Source organism: Streptomyces rubellus, from assembly GCF_036323805.1.
Taxonomy (GTDB): Bacteria; Actinomycetota; Actinomycetes; order Streptomycetales; family Streptomycetaceae; genus Streptomyces.
This window is the reverse complement of the sequence record NZ_JAZDCX010000006.1, coordinates 178,018-192,935: the sequence shown is the minus strand read 5'-3', so window position 1 is coordinate 192,935 and position 14,918 is coordinate 178,018. Positions and strand designations below refer to the sequence as shown.

12 protein-coding genes are annotated in these 14,918 nt (G+C 73.9%); 6 read left to right on the top strand and 6 right to left on the bottom strand.

Going from position 1 to position 14,918, the window contains the following annotated elements; all coding sequences use genetic code 11:
• Window positions 1–350 precede the first annotated feature (350 nt).
• The 4 genes from V1L54_RS09325 to V1L54_RS09310 are packed head-to-tail and all read right to left on the bottom strand — an operon-like array spanning window position 351 to window position 4,021.
• A complete protein-coding gene (locus tag V1L54_RS09325; RefSeq protein ID WP_330117430.1) occupies window positions 351–1,073 on the bottom strand; it encodes an ABC transporter permease in 723 nt (240 codons plus the stop codon).
• A gap of 35 nt (window positions 1,074–1,108) precedes the next feature.
• A complete protein-coding gene (locus tag V1L54_RS09320) occupies window positions 1,109–2,026 on the bottom strand; it encodes an ABC transporter ATP-binding protein (protein WP_330117429.1) in 918 nt (305 codons plus the stop codon).
• Window positions 2,027–2,070: 44 nt separating this feature from the next.
• The gene (locus tag V1L54_RS09315) at window positions 2,071–3,000 is read right to left on the bottom strand and encodes an ABC transporter permease (protein WP_330117428.1); all 930 of its coding nucleotides are present in this window, start codon (window positions 2,998–3,000) and stop codon (window positions 2,071–2,073) included.
• Window positions 2,990–4,021, bottom strand: coding sequence for an ABC transporter ATP-binding protein (locus V1L54_RS09310; protein ID WP_330117427.1), 1,032 nt, complete (start codon window positions 4,019–4,021; stop codon window positions 2,990–2,992). Before V1L54_RS09310 ends, V1L54_RS09315 begins: the two co-directional genes overlap by 11 nt.
• 208 nt (window positions 4,022–4,229) lie before the next feature.
• On the opposite strand from V1L54_RS09310, the gene V1L54_RS09305 reads away from it, so the two are divergent.
• The 6 genes from V1L54_RS09305 to V1L54_RS09280 all read left to right on the top strand — a co-directional run bounded on the left by V1L54_RS09305 (window position 4,230) and on the right by V1L54_RS09280 (window position 10,157).
• Window positions 4,230–6,089 carry an SDR family oxidoreductase gene (locus tag V1L54_RS09305; RefSeq protein ID WP_330117426.1) on the top strand — a complete coding sequence of 620 codons (1,860 nt, stop codon included), beginning with the start codon at window positions 4,230–4,232 and terminating at the stop codon, window positions 6,087–6,089.
• 46 nt (window positions 6,090–6,135) lie between these two features.
• On the top strand, window positions 6,136–6,684 hold the full coding sequence (locus V1L54_RS09300) for an RNA 2'-phosphotransferase (protein ID WP_330117425.1): 549 nt from the start codon (window positions 6,136–6,138) through the stop codon (window positions 6,682–6,684).
• A 30-nt stretch (window positions 6,685–6,714) separates the two neighbouring features.
• Window positions 6,715–7,623 carry an LLM class flavin-dependent oxidoreductase gene (locus V1L54_RS09295; RefSeq protein ID WP_330117424.1) on the top strand — a complete coding sequence of 303 codons (909 nt, stop codon included), beginning with the start codon at window positions 6,715–6,717 and terminating at the stop codon, window positions 7,621–7,623.
• Window positions 7,624–7,663: 40 nt separating this feature from the next.
• Entirely contained in the window at window positions 7,664–7,849 is a 186-nt protein-coding gene (locus V1L54_RS09290; RefSeq protein ID WP_330117423.1) for a hypothetical protein, read from the top strand.
• A gap of 126 nt (window positions 7,850–7,975) precedes the next feature.
• A complete protein-coding gene (locus V1L54_RS09285; protein ID WP_443076556.1) occupies window positions 7,976–8,836 on the top strand; it encodes a Cof-type HAD-IIB family hydrolase in 861 nt (286 codons plus the stop codon).
• Window positions 8,837–9,209: 373 nt separating this feature from the next.
• Window positions 9,210–10,157 carry an aldo/keto reductase gene (locus V1L54_RS09280; RefSeq protein ID WP_330117421.1) on the top strand — a complete coding sequence of 316 codons (948 nt, stop codon included), beginning with the start codon at window positions 9,210–9,212 and terminating at the stop codon, window positions 10,155–10,157.
• A gap of 70 nt (window positions 10,158–10,227) precedes the next feature.
• On the opposite strand, the gene cydD is transcribed toward V1L54_RS09280, so the two are convergent.
• Window positions 10,228–13,890 carry a thiol reductant ABC exporter subunit CydD gene (gene cydD, locus V1L54_RS09275; protein WP_330117420.1) on the bottom strand — a complete coding sequence of 1,221 codons (3,663 nt, stop codon included), beginning with the start codon at window positions 13,888–13,890 and terminating at the stop codon, window positions 10,228–10,230.
• Window positions 13,887–14,915 carry a cytochrome d ubiquinol oxidase subunit II gene (gene cydB, locus V1L54_RS09270; protein ID WP_330117419.1) on the bottom strand — a complete coding sequence of 343 codons (1,029 nt, stop codon included), beginning with the start codon at window positions 14,913–14,915 and terminating at the stop codon, window positions 13,887–13,889. Before cydB ends, cydD begins: the two co-directional genes overlap by 4 nt.
• Between the last annotated feature and the right edge of the window lie 3 nt (window positions 14,916–14,918).

Sequence of the window (14,918 nt, the reverse complement as noted above, 5' to 3'; positions counted from 1 at the left end):
GGGTGATGAATCCCCGTGGAGAACGGCGGACAAGGCCAGCACCGCTGCCGTCGCACCGGCCACACCGATCAGCACCGTGTTTCTTTTCATCGACTGCCTGCCGCCTCGCATTCACTCGCGTCTTCCCTCGGCCACCATGCACCGCCTCCACCGCATTCGCAGAAAGGCCGCGTCGTTCTCGTCTGGTGTCCGGAATTCCTGGCGGACAAATGAATTCCCTTTCCCGGCGTTTCCGCCGTTGCCCCGCGCGGCGCCGGCCGGCCGGGTTCTCCGGTCATGCGCGGGCCCCGCCGCTCCGAGGAGGAGCGGCGGGGCCCACGGGCGTTCGGCGGCGGAAGGTGCCGGACGGCTCACTCCTCGCCGGCGAGGGTGAGGGTGCGCAGCTTCTGCCCGGCGTACCAGGTGCCCGCCACCGTCACCACGGCCAGCAGGATCGCGGCGGTGACCAGGCCGACGTCCGAGGTGATGCCCACGTCGGGCGCCGCCGTCTTCTCGGCCAGCGCCAGGGCCCACTGCTGGATGCTGAGGGTGCGGGCGCCGGGGACCAGGTTGCCGAAGAGGGACTCCCAGATCAGGGCGTAGATCAGGCCGAAGACGACCGCGTTCCGGCTGACGGTGCCCAGCAGCAGGAAGACCGCGCTGTAGGCGATGGACGCGACGACCGCGGCGACGGTGAAGGCGACGGCGATCTGCTGGCTGTTGCCGTTCAGGACGAATCCCGCGATCAGCATGGGGATGCCGGAGAACGCCATGGTGACGGCGACGGCCACGACCAGTTTGGTGAGGATGATCGTGGGCCGCTTCACCGGCTTGGCCAGCAGGTAGACGATCGAGCCGTCGTCGATCTCCGGGCCGATCGCGCCGGTCCCGGCGACCACGCCGATCAGCGGGACCATGGTGGCCAGCGCGAAGCCGCCCAGCACGTTGACGGTGGTCTCGTCGTCGGCGCCGACCAGCAGCCGGACCGCGACGGCGATCACCAGCAGCAGGGCGGGCAGGATGAACAGGATCAGTGCCCGGCGGCGGCCGAGCAGGGCCCGGTAGGTGAGCCGGGCGACCGTGGGGTCGTACATCGCGAAGAGGCTCCTTGGGTGGTTGCCGGGCCGGGTCAGGCCGTGACGAGGTAGGAGAAGACGCTCTCCAGGGACTCGTCCGAGGGCGAGACCGTGAGGAGCCGGATGCCGTGCTCGCGGGCGACGCGCGGCAGGTGCTCGGTGAAGCGCGTGAAGTCGACGGCCTGGATGCGCAGGGCGTTCTCGGAGCTGTCCAGCTCGACGCCCGCGGTGCTGGGGTCGGCGATCAGCGCGGCGGCCAGGGCCCGGTCGTCGCTGGACCGCACGAGGTAGCGGTGCGGCCGGTCGGTCATCAGCCGGCGGATGCGGCGGAAGTCCCCGGAGGCGGCGTGCCGGCCGGCGACGATCACCTCGATGTGCGAGGCGAGCTGCTCGACCTCCTCCAGGATGTGGGAGGAGAACAGCACGGTGCGGCCCTCGCCGCCCATCCGCCGCAGCAGCTCCATGAGCTGCATGCGCTGGCGCGGGTCCATGCCGTTGAACGGCTCGTCCAGCAGCAGCACGGCCGGGTCGTGGACCAGCGCGGAGGCCATCTTCACGCGCTGCCGCATGCCCTTGCTGTACGTCTCGATCTTCCGGTCCTGGGCGTACTCCATCTCGACGGTGGCCAGCGCCCGCCGGGCCGCCGCGTCCGGCTCGGGCAGGCCGTGCAGCTCGGCGTTGGCGACGACGAACTCGCGGCCGGTGAGGAAGTCGTACATCGCCTCCCGCTCGGGGACGATGCCGATCTGCCTGTACACCTGCTCGTTGCGCCAGATGGTCGTGCCGTCGAGGGTGACGGTGCCGGTGGAGGGGGCCAGGAAGCCGCCCATCATGTTGATCAGGGTGGACTTGCCCGCGCCGTTCGGGCCGAGCAGACCGGTGACGCCGGGCCCGATGTCCATCGTCACGTCGTTGACGGCGACGACGTTGCCGAACCAGCGGGACACGTGGTCGATGTGGATCGTGGTCATGGGTTACGCCGCCTTCTCGTTCCGCGGGGAGATGTACTGGCTCATCACAGCGCCTTGCGGTACCGGCGCATCAGCGCCGCCCAGCAGCCCGCCACCAGGGCGACGAGGACCAGGACGTAGACGGCCGCGGCGGCGGCGGACGGCTCGTGTCCGCCGGGGAAGCCGGAGACGGCGCCGAGGAAGAACGACTGGAAGCCGTCGAGCAGCGAGGTCGGGGAGGCCAGCCCCAGCCAGGGGACGGCGCCCTGGGCGTCCTGGAACTCGGCGATGGCCTGGACGGTGCTGACGGCGAAGTACGGGATGGTCAGCACGGCGATGATCGCGGCGACGCCGAAGCCCCGGCGCGGGGTGAGGGCGGCCACCAGCAGACCGACCCCGGCGTAGACCACCGACATCAGGGCGTTGGCCGCCAGTCCCTGCAGGAAGCCGGTGGTCTGGTCGGTGAAGTCCAGCTTGGCGAGCAGCGCGCCCGCGTACATGATCACCAGGGGCGCGGTGGTGAACAGGAAGAGCGCCGCGGCCATCGCGGCGTACTTGGCCGCCACGTAGTCGGCGCGCTCGATGGGGCGCGAGAAGTACAGCGGGACGGTGTGGAAGCGCAGGTCCAGGGAGACCGACTGGGGTGCCTGGGCGGCGAGGTAGAGGCCGATGACCGGCTGGAGGGCCAGCCAGTACTGGGTGTAGTCCATCTCCAGTTCGTCGGCGCCGGTGGCCACCGCGACCGCCACCAGGATGCCCGCGGGCAGGACCATCACGGCCAGCAGGATGAACGGCAGCACCTTGGACTTCGCCGAGCGGCCCAGGCCGTACGCGCCGCGCAGGGACTGGATCAGCAGCGAGCGGCGGGCGTAGGACCGGCCCAGCCGGGGGCCGTCGTAGTGGCGGTAGCCGATGTTGTGGATGCTGGCGTCCGCGCCGGGCGGGACGGTGGCGGCGCCGCTCGCGGTCGCCTCGGGCGTCGTGTCAGGCCGCATCGGTGCTGCCCCCCTTCTGGACGGTCTCGGTGGTGCCGGAGGCGCCGGACTGCGGCGAGTTCTGGAAGACCTCGGCGATGCGGTGCCTGCGCTGTTCCATGCGGACCAGCCCGAGCCCCAGCCCGGCGACCGTGTCGCGGACGGTGTCGTACACGGCGTCCCCGGTGTCCCCGGCGTCCCCGCCGCCGGCCGCCTCGACCAGCAGGACGTGCCCGGCGCCGGGCAGTCCCTCGCCGGCCGCCCCGGCCGGCGCCACGGTCAGTCCGGCGGCGGTGAGGGCCTCGCGCAGGGCGGTGGTGCCGTCGGGGTGCTCGTCGGTGTCGGTGACCTCGACCGCGAGGGTGGCGGTGCGCTGGGTGTAGTCGGCGGTGGCGGACGAGCGCAGCAGCTTCCCGCCGTCGATGACGACGACGTGGTCGCAGGTGCGCTCCAGCTCGCCCAGCAGGTGGGAGGTGACCAGGACCGAGATGCCGAAGTCGGTGTGGACGCGGCGGATCAGGTCCAGCATGTCGTCGCGGCCGACCGGGTCGAGGCCGTTGGTGGGCTCGTCCAGGAAGACCAGCTTCGGGTCGTGGACCAGTGCCTGGGCCAGCTTGACCCGCTGTTTCATACCGGTCGAGTAGCCCCCGATGGGCCGGTAGCGCTCCTCGTACAGGCCGACGTGGCGCAGGGTGTCGGCGGTGCGCTCCCGGGCGGCGTCGGCGGGCAGCCCGGACATCCGCGCCATGTGGACGACGAACTCGGTCGCCGACACGTCGGGCGGCAGGCAGTCGTGCTCGGGCATGTACCCGACGCTCTCCCGGATCTCGGCGCCCCGGGTGGAGACGTCGAGGCCGAGTACGGACGCGGTTCCCTCACTGGCCGGGGAGAGCCCCAGCAGGATCTTGATCAGGGTCGACTTACCCGCGCCGTTCGCACCCACCAGGCCGGTCACGCCCGGCGTGATCCTCATGGTGAGCCGGTCCAGCGCGGTAACCCTCGGGAACCTCTTGCTGAGGTTTTCGGTCGCGATGACAGTCACAGGTCGACCGTAGTGGTGTCCTGAAGGGGTCACGTCACCCCGGGGGCGTGGATGTGCCTCGTACCGGAGAGGGAGACGCCCCTAAGGGAGGGCCACCCGGGGGATGGTCGCGGCGGCCCGCCGTCCGCCGGTGTCACCGCACGGAGAGCGGATACCCGGACAACCAGGACGTTCCGATGCCCCGCGGCACCGGCGGGAGGAGACGGCGATGACGGCGGACACGGCGGCCCCGGCGGGCGTACGGGAGCGGTGGGTCGACGGGGACGGCGTACGGCTGCGGGTGGCCGAGCTGGGCACCCCGTCGGCACCGGGCGGCGGCCGCCGCCCGACGGTGCTCCTGCTGCACGGCTACCCGGACACCAAGGAGCTCTGGCTGCCGGTCGCCGAGCGGCTCGCGGACCGCTGCCACGTGGTGCTGTACGACATGCGCGGCTGCGGCCGGTCCACCGCCCCCGAGCCACTGCGCGGCGGCTTCACCCTGGAGAGGCTGACCGGCGACTTCCTGGCGGTGGCGGACGCGGTCAGCCCGGACGCCCCGGTGCACCTGGTGGGGCACGACTGGGGGTCGATCCAGGGCTGGGAGTTCGCCACGGTGGAGCGGACCCGGGGCCGGATCGCCTCCTTCACCTCGATCTCCGGGCCGTCCCTGGACCACCTGGGGCACTGGTTCGCCCGGCGGCTGACCCGGCCGACCCCGCGCCGGGCCCGCCAGGCGCTCGGGCAGGGCGCCCGGCTCTCGCACGTGTGGGCGATGCAGGTGCCCGTCCTGCCGGAGGTGGCCTCGGGCCTGCTCTGGCCCGCCCTGGCCCGGCGCCGGGCCGGACGCGCCGCCGACGGGTACGGGGCGCGGCGCGCGTACGGCGACGGGTACCCCACCGGCTCGCTGCCCGCCGACGCCGCGCACGGCGTCTGGCTCTACCGCGACAACCTGCCGGACCGGCTGCGCCGGCCGCGCGACGACGCGTACGCCCGGGTGCCCGTCCAGGTGATCACCCTCACCGAGGACCCCTTCCTCTCCCCCGCCGTCCACGACGGCCTGGAGCGCTGGGCGCCGCACCTGGTGCACCGGGCGCTGCGCGCCGGGCACTGGGCGCCGCGCACCCGGCCCGACCAGCTGGCCGCCTGGATCGGCGCGTTCGCCGGGAGCGGCGCGGAGCGGGAACTCGGCGGTGACCAGGCCGACGCCCGGGCCGGCGTCCCGGTCCTGGCGCCCGTACGGCACCGGGCGCGCGATCCGTACGCCGAGCACTTCGGCGGCCGGCTGGTGCTGGTCACCGGCGCGGCCCAGGGCATCGGCCGGTCGACGGCACTGGCCTTCGCCCGGGCCGGGGCCCGCGTCGTCGCGGTGGACGTCGACGCCCAAGGCGTGGCGCGCACCGCCGAACACGCCCGGCTCACCGGCGCGCCGCAGGCGTGGGCCGAGGTCGCCGACGTCTCCGACGGGCAGGCGATGGAGGAGCTCGCCGAACGGGTGGCCCGGAGCTGCGGCGTGGTGGACGTCCTGGTCAACAACGCCGGGATCGCCGCCGCCGGACCGTTCCTGGAGCACAGCCCGGACGACTGGGCTGCGGTGCTCGGCACCAACCTGTGGGGCGCGATCCACGGCTGCCGGCTCTTCGGACGGCAGATGGCCGAGCGCGGGCAGGGCGGCCACATCGTCAACGTCGTCTCCTGCGCCGCCTACGAGCCCACCCGCGCCCTGCCCGCGTACTGCACCTCCAAGGCGGGGGCGCTGATGCTCAGCGAGGTGCTGCGCGCCGAGCTGGCCGGGGAGGGCATCGGGGTGTCGGCGGTCTGCCCCGGCGTCGTCAGCACCTCGATCCTGGACAACGCCCGCTTCCGGGGCCTGGACGCCGGGGAGCGCGAGCGCCGCCGCAAACGGGCCTACCAGATGTACCGGGTCCGCCGGTACTCGCCGGAGAAGGTCGCCGACGCGGTGCTGCGGTCGGTGGTGCGCAACCGCGCGGTGGTGCCGGTGAGCCTGGAGGCCCGGGGCGGCCTGTGGCTGTCCCGGCTGGCGCCGCCCCTGCTGCGGGCGTTCGCACGGATCAACGTACGGGCGTCGTGAACAAAGGGGATGCGCGGCGCCGGGGCGCCGGGCACCCTGTCGGCACATGGACGAACAGCGCATGAAGCGCGTCTCGAAGTACCTGGCGCGGCATCTGCGGCACGACCCCGGACGGATCGGCCTGACCCTGGACGCCCGGGGCTGGGCCGCCGTCCCCCTGCTGCTGGAGGCCGCCGGCCGCCACGGCTTCCGCCTCACCCGCGAGGAGCTGGCCGAGGTGGTCGCCGGCAACGGCAAACGGCGCTTCACGCTCGACGCCGACCGGGACCGCATCCGGGCCGACCAGGGCCACACCGTGGCGGTTGACCTGGGCCTGCCGCCCGCCGAGCCGCCCGCGTACCTCTACCACGGGACGGTCGGGCGGAACCTGGCGGCCATCCGCCGGGACGGCCTGCGGGCCATGGCGCGCCACGACGTCCACCTCTCCCCCGACCGGGAGACCGCCGCCGCCGTGGGCGCGCGGCGCGGCAGGCCGGTGGTGCTGGCGGTGGACACCGGGGCGATGCACCGGGACGGGCACGAGTTCCGGGTGAGCGCCAACGGGGTGTGGCTGGTGGCGCGCGTACCGCCGGAGTACCTGCGCCTGCCCGGCTGAACGTCTCCGGTCCCCCGTAGGCTCATGGGCATGAGCAGCCTGCGCCTGAGCACCGTGATCCTTCCCGTCCGCCGCTGGCACGAAGGCGCCCGCGACCAGTGGACACGTGCCGAGGAGCTGGGCTTCCGCACCGCCTACACCTATGACCACCTCTCCTGGCGCGAGCCCTTCCGGGACGGTCCCTGGTTCGGCGCGGTGCCCACCCTCACCGCCGCCGCGACGGCCACCTCCCGCATACGGCTGGGCACCCTCGTCACCTCGCCGAACTTCCGGCACCCGGTGACGCTCGCCAAGGAGCTGATCTCCCTGGACGACATCTCCGGCGGCCGGGTCACCCTGGGCATCGGCGCCGGCGGCAGCGGCTTCGACGCCACCGTCCTCGGCCGGGAGGCCTGGGCGCCGCGCGAACGCGCCGACCGCTTCGCCGAGTTCGTACCGCTGCTCGACCGGCTGCTGACCGAGGACGCGGTCACCCACCGGGGCACCCACTACTCCGCCGACGGGGCCCGCGGCATCCCCGGCTGCGTCCAGCGCCCCCGGCTCCCCTTCGCGGTCGCCGCCACCGGCCCGCGCGGCATGCGGCTCGCCGCCCGGTACGGCCAGGCATGGGTGACCACCGGCGACCCGAAACTGACCGAGGGGGGCACCCCGGAGCAGTCGGCGGCGGCCCTCCGCGGCCAGCTGGAGCGACTCGGCGCGGCCTGCGCGGACGCCGGCCGGGACGCCGCCGAACTGGACAGGATCCTGCTCACCGGATTCACCCCCGAACGCGGCCGCCCGCTGGAATCCCTCGACGCCTTCGTGGACTTCGCCGGTCGCCACCGGGAGCTGGGCTTCACCGAACTCGCCGTCCACTGGCCGATCCCCGACTCGAACTTCGCCGCCGACCAGCGGGTCTTCGAACGGATCGCGGCAGAGGCCCCGCGTCAGCTCCTCTGAGCCGGACCTCGCACCCTCCCGCAGGAAGGCATCGCCACCCATGCCACACGACCGACACGACGCCGCGACCGGGCCGGTGGAGTCCGCCCGCCGGACGAGACACCTGCTCCTCGGTGCCGACCTGCGCGCCTACCAGCAGGAACACGGCGCCTTCAGCGAGGAGGAACTGGCGGAGGCCCACGCCAGGATCTTCGGCGGCGGGCCCGGCGAGCACGAACCGGCCTGACGCCCCGGACCCGATGTCGTGCGGCCATCAGGGTCTGACTGTCCGTGTCCATCCGGTTTCGGATGCGTTCGTCTCCTGTCTCATTCGGGCACCTTCATGCACGGCTGTGCGCGCATATGCAGGAGTATGGTGACTGTGACTCCTGCCCTCACCCTGCCGGCCACCCGCCCGCGCCTGATCGCCACCGACCTGGACGGCACCCTGCTGCGTGACGACAAGTCCGTCTCCGACCGCACGGTCGCGGCGCTCGCCGCCGCCGAGGAGGCCGGAATCGAGGTCTTCTTCGTCACCGGGCGCCCCGCCCGCTGGATGGGTGTGGTCAGCGACCACGTCCACGGGCACGGTCTGGCCATCTGCGCCAACGGCGCAGCCGTGGTCGACCTGCACCGCGGACGGGAGGTGGTGCACGTACGGGAGCTGCTGCCCGCCACCGCCCTGTCGGTGGTGAAGGAGCTGCGGACGGCGGCCCCGGAGACGAGCTTCGCCGTCGAGCGGACCACCGGCATCCACTACGAGCCCCTCTACCCCCAGTTCCACATGGACCCCGGCGCGGTGGTGGCCCCGGCCGAGGAACTGCTGTCACCGGACCGCGAGGGAACCGACGGACCGGTCCTGAAACTGCTGGCCCACCACGCCGAACTGGTGCCGGACGACTTCCTGGACACCGCCCGCGCCGCAGCGGGTCACCACGCCGAGTTCACCCGCTCCAGCCCCAGCGCGCTGCTGGAGATCAGCGGCCCCGGCGTCAGCAAGGCGTCCACCCTGGCACTGTGCTGCGAGCGGCGCGGCGTCGCGCCCGAGGAGGTCGTCGCCTTCGGCGACATGCCCAACGACCTGGAGATGCTGACCTGGGCGGGCACCTCGTACGCCATGGCCAACGCCCACCCCGCGGTGCTCGCCGCGACCACCCACCACACCGTCGGCAACGAGGACGACGGGGTGGCCGCCGTCATCGAGCGCCTGCTGAGCCTGCCGCCGGCCGCCTGAGCGGGCGCCCCCTCACCGGACCTGCCGACGGCAACGCACCCCGGCAGCGCGCCGGACCGTGCGACGCCCATCGGACCCGCAGACGGCAGCGTGCCGGAGGGGACGGGGAGGGGCGGGTGCTCCGGACACCTGGGGTCCCCCACGCCGGAGGCAAGGGGAGTGGTTTGCGGCCAATGGGCGGCTCACCCGACGTGTCACGGTCACGGCCGTAAATCATGCCGTCCGGAGTGCCCGCCCCGGACTGGCCCCGCCCCCCGCACGCACCCGGGCGCAGCCCGGACACGCCCCCCGTGCGACCACCACTTGCCCTGGAGCGCGCTCCAAGTCCCACCATGAGGTCCGCCAAGCGCACCGCACGACGAGAGGACCTCCGGTGACCGCACCGTACTTCGCCCTGGGCACCATCGACTTCGGCACCAGACTGGACCCGAAGACCTCCATGGAACTGCTCGACCACTTCGTCGAGCGCGGCGGCCAGTGGCTCGACACGGCCAACTGCTACAGCTTCTGGCTGGACCCCTCCGGCACCGGCGGCCAGAGCGAGACCGTGATCGGCGACTGGCTCGCCGCCCGGCCCGGCGCCCGCGACCGGGTGCTGATCAGCACCAAGGTCCGCCAGCAGCCCACCGTGCCCGGCAGCTGGCCGGACTCCGCCGAAGGGCTGTCCGCCCCCGCCGTCCGCCGGGGGGTACAGGAGAGCCTCCGGCGGCTGCGCACCGAGTGGATCGACCTGTACTGGGCGCACGCCGAGGACCGGAGCGTGCCCCTGGAGGAGACCGTCGGCGCCTTCGGCGAAACCGTCTCGGCCGGCCTCGTCCGCCGGCTCGGCGCCTCCAACCACCCCGCCTGGCGCGTCGAGCGCGGCCGGACCGTCGCCCGCGAGCTGGGCGTGACGGGCTGGACGGCCATGCAGCAGCGCTACTCCTACCTCCAGCCCCGGCCGGGCGTCGTCCTCCCCGAGGACGGGCACATGCACGCGACCGAGGAGTCGCTCGACTACGTGCGCAGCGAGCCCGGGATGGACCTGTGGGTCTACTCCGCGCTGCTGTGGGGCTCCTACACCCGCGCCGACACCGACAAGCCGCTGCCCGAGCACTACGAGCACCCCGGCACGGAGCGACGGCTGACCGTGCTGCGGGAGATCGCCGCCGAGGCCGGCGCCACCGCCGGCCAGGTCGTCCTGGCGTGGCTGGCCGGGGGCGACCCGGCGATCGTCCCGATCGTCGGAGTGAGCCGGACCGGGCAGCTCGACGAGGCGTTCGAGGCTATGGAGCTGCGGCTGAGCGAGGAGCAGCGGGGCCGCCTGTCGGCGGCGGCGTAGTGGTGGGGGCGCCCGTGGCACGGCCCCCACGGGACAGCCCCGCCCCGTGGGGTCCCCGCGCCCCGTGGGCTCACCCGCCCGCCGTGACCAGCACCCCCTCCGTGGCGCGCTCCCGCTCCAGCATCTCCCGGAACGGTCCGTCCAGCGCGGCCAGTTCCGCGTACGGCCCGCGCTGGACCGTACGGCCGCCGTCGAGGACGAGCACCTCGTCCACCGCCTCCAGCCCGGCCAGCCGGTGGGTGATCAGCACGGTGGTGCGGCCCTCGGTGGCGGTCAGCAGGTCGGCGGTCAGGGCGTCGGCGGTGGCCGTGTCCAGGTGCTCCGCGGGCTCGTCCAGCACCAGGACCGGGAAGTCGGCCAGCAGTGCGCGGGCCAGGGCCAGGCGCTGGCGCTGACCGCCGGAGAGCCGGGCGCCGAACTCGCCGACCAGGGTGTCCAGGCCCTCGGGGAGGGTGGCGGCCCAGGTGTCGAGGCGGGCCGCGGCCAGGGCCGCGTGGAGTTCGGCGTCGGTGGCGCCGGGGCGCGCGAGGCGGAGGTTCTCGCGCAGGGAGCTGTCAAAGATGTGCGCGTCCTGGGCGCACAGGCCGACGAGGCGGCGGACGTCGTCGGAGGCCAGGGCGGTGGCGTCGGCGGCGGCGGTGGCGGAGTCCGGGCCGGCGCCGAGGGTGTAGCGGCCGGCGACGGGGTCGAGGAAGCGCAGCAGGACGTGGGCGAGCGTCGTCTTGCCCGAGCCGGAGAGGCCGACGACCGCGACCCGCCGGCCGGGGGTCAGCCGCAGGTGCATGTCGTGGAGGGCGGGACGGCCGTCAGGGTCCTGGCCCGGGTGGCGGGCCGTGACACCGTCGAGCACCACGGGGAACGCGACGGCGGGCGCGGGCGCGGGCGCCGGGTGCTCCGGCTCGCGTACGGGCGCGGGGGCGTCGGTCACCTCGTGGACGCGTTCGGCCGAGCGGCGGGCCCGCTGCCGGTGCTGGGCGGCGAGCGGCATCCCGGTGACCGCCTCGAACGCGGCGAGCGGGGTGAGGACCACCACGGCCATGAGGAGGCCGTCCAGCCGCCCGGTGTGCACGGCCGCGGCGCCGAACCAGGCGGCGGCGGTGACGGTGAGGCCGGTGGTCAGCGCCGTCAGGCCGCCGCCGAGGGCGGTGACGGCGCTGCTGCGGGCGGCGATGCGGGTGAGGGCCGTGTCGGCGGCGCGTACGGCGGCGAGACGGCGGGGCAGCGCACCGGCGACGGTCAGTTCGGCGGTGCCGGTGAGCAGGTCGACGGTGCGGGTGGTGAGGGTGCCGCGGGCAGGGGCGAGCTGCCGCTCGGTGCGCCGGGCCACGGCGGCGGCGAGCGCGGGGACGGCGGCTCCGGCGATGAGCAGGCCCGCGGCGAGGGCCAGTCCGGCCTCGGGGAGCAACCAGGTGGTGAAGCCGGCGGCGGCGAGGGAGACGGTGGCGGCGACGGTGGCGGGGAGCAGCCAGCGCAGGAAGTAGTCCTGGAGGGCGTCGACGTCGGCGACGAGGCGGGTGAGCAGGTCACCGCGCCGGGTGCGGCGCAGTCCGGCGGGAGCGAGGCGCTCGAGGCGCGCGTACACGGCGACGCGCAGGTCGGCCAGGACGCGGAACACGGCGTCGTGCGAGACGAGGCGCTCGGCGTAGCGGAAGACGGCGCGGCCGATGCCGAAGGCGCGGGTCGCGGTGACGGCGATCATCAGGTACAGGACCGGGGGCTGCTGGGAGGCGCGGGAGATCAGCCAGGCGGAGACGGCCATGAGGCCGACCGCGCTGGCCAGCGCGAGGGCGCCGAGTACGAGCGCCAGGGCGAACCGTCCCCGGAGGGGGCGGGCGACTTCGCGGACCCGGGTCAGGGGGTGCGCCTTGGGGGCGGGTGCGTCCGCAGGGGTGAGTGCGGGTGCGGGAGTGCCCGTGGGGGCGGGGGCGGTGCGTGCGGGGGTCGGGGCCAGTCCGGGGCGACCGTTCCGGACGGCATGATTTACGGCCGTGGACGTGACACGCTCCTGACCCGTCCATTGGCCGCAAATCACGCTTGAGTGTCCGGAACGGTCGCCCCTCCCCGCCCCCTCCGGCACGCTGCCGGGGGCGGGGCGTCCGAGGGCGACGGGCGTCGCGTGGTGCGGTGGGGGGCCGATGCGGATCACGCGGTCGGCGAGGGGGAGCAGGGCGGGGCGGTGGACGACCAGCAGGGTGGTGCGGTCGTGGGCGAGGCGGGCGATCGCGTCGACGACCTGGGCCTCGGTGGCGCCGTCGAGGGCGGCGGTGGGCTCGTCGAGGAGAACGATCGGGCGGTCGGCGAGGAAGGCGCGGGCCAGGGCGACGCGCTGGCGCTGGCCTGCGGAGAGGCCGGTGCCGTTCTCGCCGAGGAGGGTGGCGGGGTGCAGGTCGGGGGCTCCGGCGTCGTGGAGGGCGCGGAGCACTTCGGCGTCGGTGGCGTCGGGGCGGGGGAGACGGACGTTGTCGGCGATCGTCCCGGCGAACAGGTGGGGGTGCTGGGGGACCCAGGCGATCTGGGAGTGCCAGGTGGGCGGGGCGAGGGTGGTCAGGTCCGTGCCGTTGACGAGGATGCGGCCGGCGGTGGGGGGAGTGAGGCCGAGGAGGGCGGTGAGGAGGGTGGTCTTGCCGGAGCCGGAGGGGCCGGTGAGGGCGACCGTCTCGCCGGGGCTGATCGTGAGGGTGGTGGGCGGGAGGGAGTCGGTGGCGCGGCCCTCGTGGCGGACGGTGAGGCCGTCGAGGTCGAGGGTGGCGGTACGGGCGTCGGGGGCGGGGGCCGTGCCGGAGGTGGGGGGTTGTGTTTCGAGGAGGGTGAAGACCTCGTCGGCCGCGGCCAGGCCTTCGGCGGCGGCGTGGTAGTGGGTGCCGACCTGGCGCAGCGGGAGGTACGCCTCGGGGGCGAGGATCAGGATGACCAGGCCGGTGTGGAGGTCGAGTTCGCCGTGCACCAGGCGCATGCCGATGCCGACGGCGACGAGGGCGACGGAGATGGTGGCGAGGAGTTCGAGGACGAAGGAGGAGAGGAAGGCGATCCGCAGGGTGCGCAGGGTGGCGCGGCGGTAGTCGGCGGTGATGGCGCGGATGTTCTCGGCCTGGGCCTTGGCGCGGCCGAAGACCTTGAGGGTGGGCAGGCCCGCGACGACGTCGAGGAAGTGGCCGGACAGGCGGGTGAGCAGGCGCCACTGGCGGTCCATGCGGCTCTGGGTGGCCCAGCCGATCAGGACCATGAAGACCGGGATCAGGGGGAGGGTGGCGGTGATGGTCGCCGCCGAGATCCAGTCGTCGGTGAGGATGCGGGCGATGACGGCGACGGGGACGACGACGGCGAGTGCCAGCTGGGGGAGGTAGCGGGCGAAGTAGTCGTCGAGGGCGTCGATGCCGCGGGTGGCGAGGGTGGCCAGTTCGCCGGTGGACCGGGTCGGGCCGAGGGCGGTGGCGTGGGTGAGCAGGCGCAGGCGGAGCTCGGACTTGACCGCGGCGGAGGAGCGGTGGGCGGCCAGTTCGGTGAGCCAGGAGACCAGGGCCCGGCCGAGGGCGATGGCCGCGAGGAGGGCGAGCGGGGTGGTGAGGTCGGTGGGGGGTGTGCGGTGCTGGAAGGCCGCGGTGACGACTTCGGCGATGAGCAGGGCCTGGGCGATGACCAGGCCCGCTCCGGCCAGCCCGAGGGTCACCGCCGCGGCGAGGAAGCCGCGGGTGGTGCGGGCGTACCGGAGCAGGCGGGGGTCGACGGGCTTCATGAGTGGGTCGCCTGCTGCTGGGGGTGGGTGTCGGGGGCGATGTGCTGGGTGCCGATGCGCTTGCGGAAGACCCAGTAGGTCCAGCCCTGGTAGAGCAGGACGAGGGGGGTGGCCAGGACGGCCAGCCAGGTCATGATCGTCAGGGTGTAGGGGGTGGAGGAGGCGTTGGTGACCGTCAGGCTCCAGTCGGGGTTGGTGGTGGAGGGCATGACGTTCGGATAGAGGGACAGGAAGAGCGTCGTGACGGCGGCCACGATCGTCACGCCGGAGAGGGTGAAGGACCAGCCCTCGCGGCCGGCGGTGATCGCGCGGATGGCGAGGAGGAGGGCCGCCGCGGCGGCGGCCGTGGTGAGGAGGGTGGTCAGGTCGCCGCGGTCGAGCTGGGTCCAGCCGAGGAAGCCGACCGCGAGGACGGCGGTGGCCAGGCCGAGGCGGACGGCGAGGGCGCGGGAGCGGGCGCGGATGTCGCCGACGGTCTTGAGGGCGGTGAAGACCGCGCCGTGGAAGGTGAACAGGGTGAGCGTCGTCGCCCCGCCGAGGAGGGCGTAGGGGTTGAGGAGGTCGAGGACGCCGCCGGTGTACTCCTTGTCGGCGTCGATGGCGACACCGTGGACGATGTTGGCGAAGGCCACGCCCCACAGGAAGGCAGGGAGGAGGGAGCTCCAGAAGATGGCGTGCTCCCAGTTGCGCTGCCAGTTCTCCTCGGGGCGCTTGGCGCGGTACTCGAAGGCGACGCCGCGCACGATCAGGCAGACGAGGATGAGGAGCAGGGGGACGTAGAAGCCGGAGAAGAGGGTGGCGTACCAGTCGGGGAAGGCGGCGAAGGTGGCGCCGCCGGCGGTCAGCAGCCAGACCTCGTTGCCGTCCCAGACGGGGCCGATGGTGTTGATCAGTACGCGGCGCTCGGCGCGGTCGCGGGCCAGCAGCCGGGTGAGGACGCCGACGCCGAAGTCGAAGCCCTCCAGGAAGAAGTAGCCGGTCCACAGGACGGCGATGAGGACGAACCAGATGTCGTGGAGTTCCATGGG

Bases quoted from the DNA above. Each gene is read 5' to 3' on its own strand.
- V1L54_RS09325 (WP_330117430.1), bottom strand. From the start codon at position 1,073: ATGTACGACCCCACGGTCGCCCGGCTCACCTACCGGGCCCTGCTCGGC.
- V1L54_RS09320 (WP_330117429.1), bottom strand. From the start codon at position 2,026: ATGACCACGATCCACATCGACCACGTGTCCCGCTGGTTCGGCAACGTC.
- V1L54_RS09315 (WP_330117428.1), bottom strand. From the start codon at position 3,000: ATGCGGCCTGACACGACGCCCGAGGCGACCGCGAGCGGCGCCGCCACC.
- V1L54_RS09305 (WP_330117426.1), top strand. From the start codon at position 4,230: ATGACGGCGGACACGGCGGCCCCGGCGGGCGTACGGGAGCGGTGGGTC.
- V1L54_RS09300 (WP_330117425.1), top strand. From the start codon at position 6,136: ATGGACGAACAGCGCATGAAGCGCGTCTCGAAGTACCTGGCGCGGCAT.
- V1L54_RS09295 (WP_330117424.1), top strand. From the start codon at position 6,715: ATGAGCAGCCTGCGCCTGAGCACCGTGATCCTTCCCGTCCGCCGCTGG.
- V1L54_RS09290 (WP_330117423.1), top strand. From the start codon at position 7,664: ATGCCACACGACCGACACGACGCCGCGACCGGGCCGGTGGAGTCCGCC.
- V1L54_RS09285 (WP_443076556.1), top strand. From the start codon at position 7,976: ATGGTGACTGTGACTCCTGCCCTCACCCTGCCGGCCACCCGCCCGCGC.
- cydD (WP_330117420.1), bottom strand. From the start codon at position 13,890: ATGAAGCCCGTCGACCCCCGCCTGCTCCGGTACGCCCGCACCACCCGC.
- cydB (WP_330117419.1), bottom strand. From the start codon at position 14,915: ATGGAACTCCACGACATCTGGTTCGTCCTCATCGCCGTCCTGTGGACC.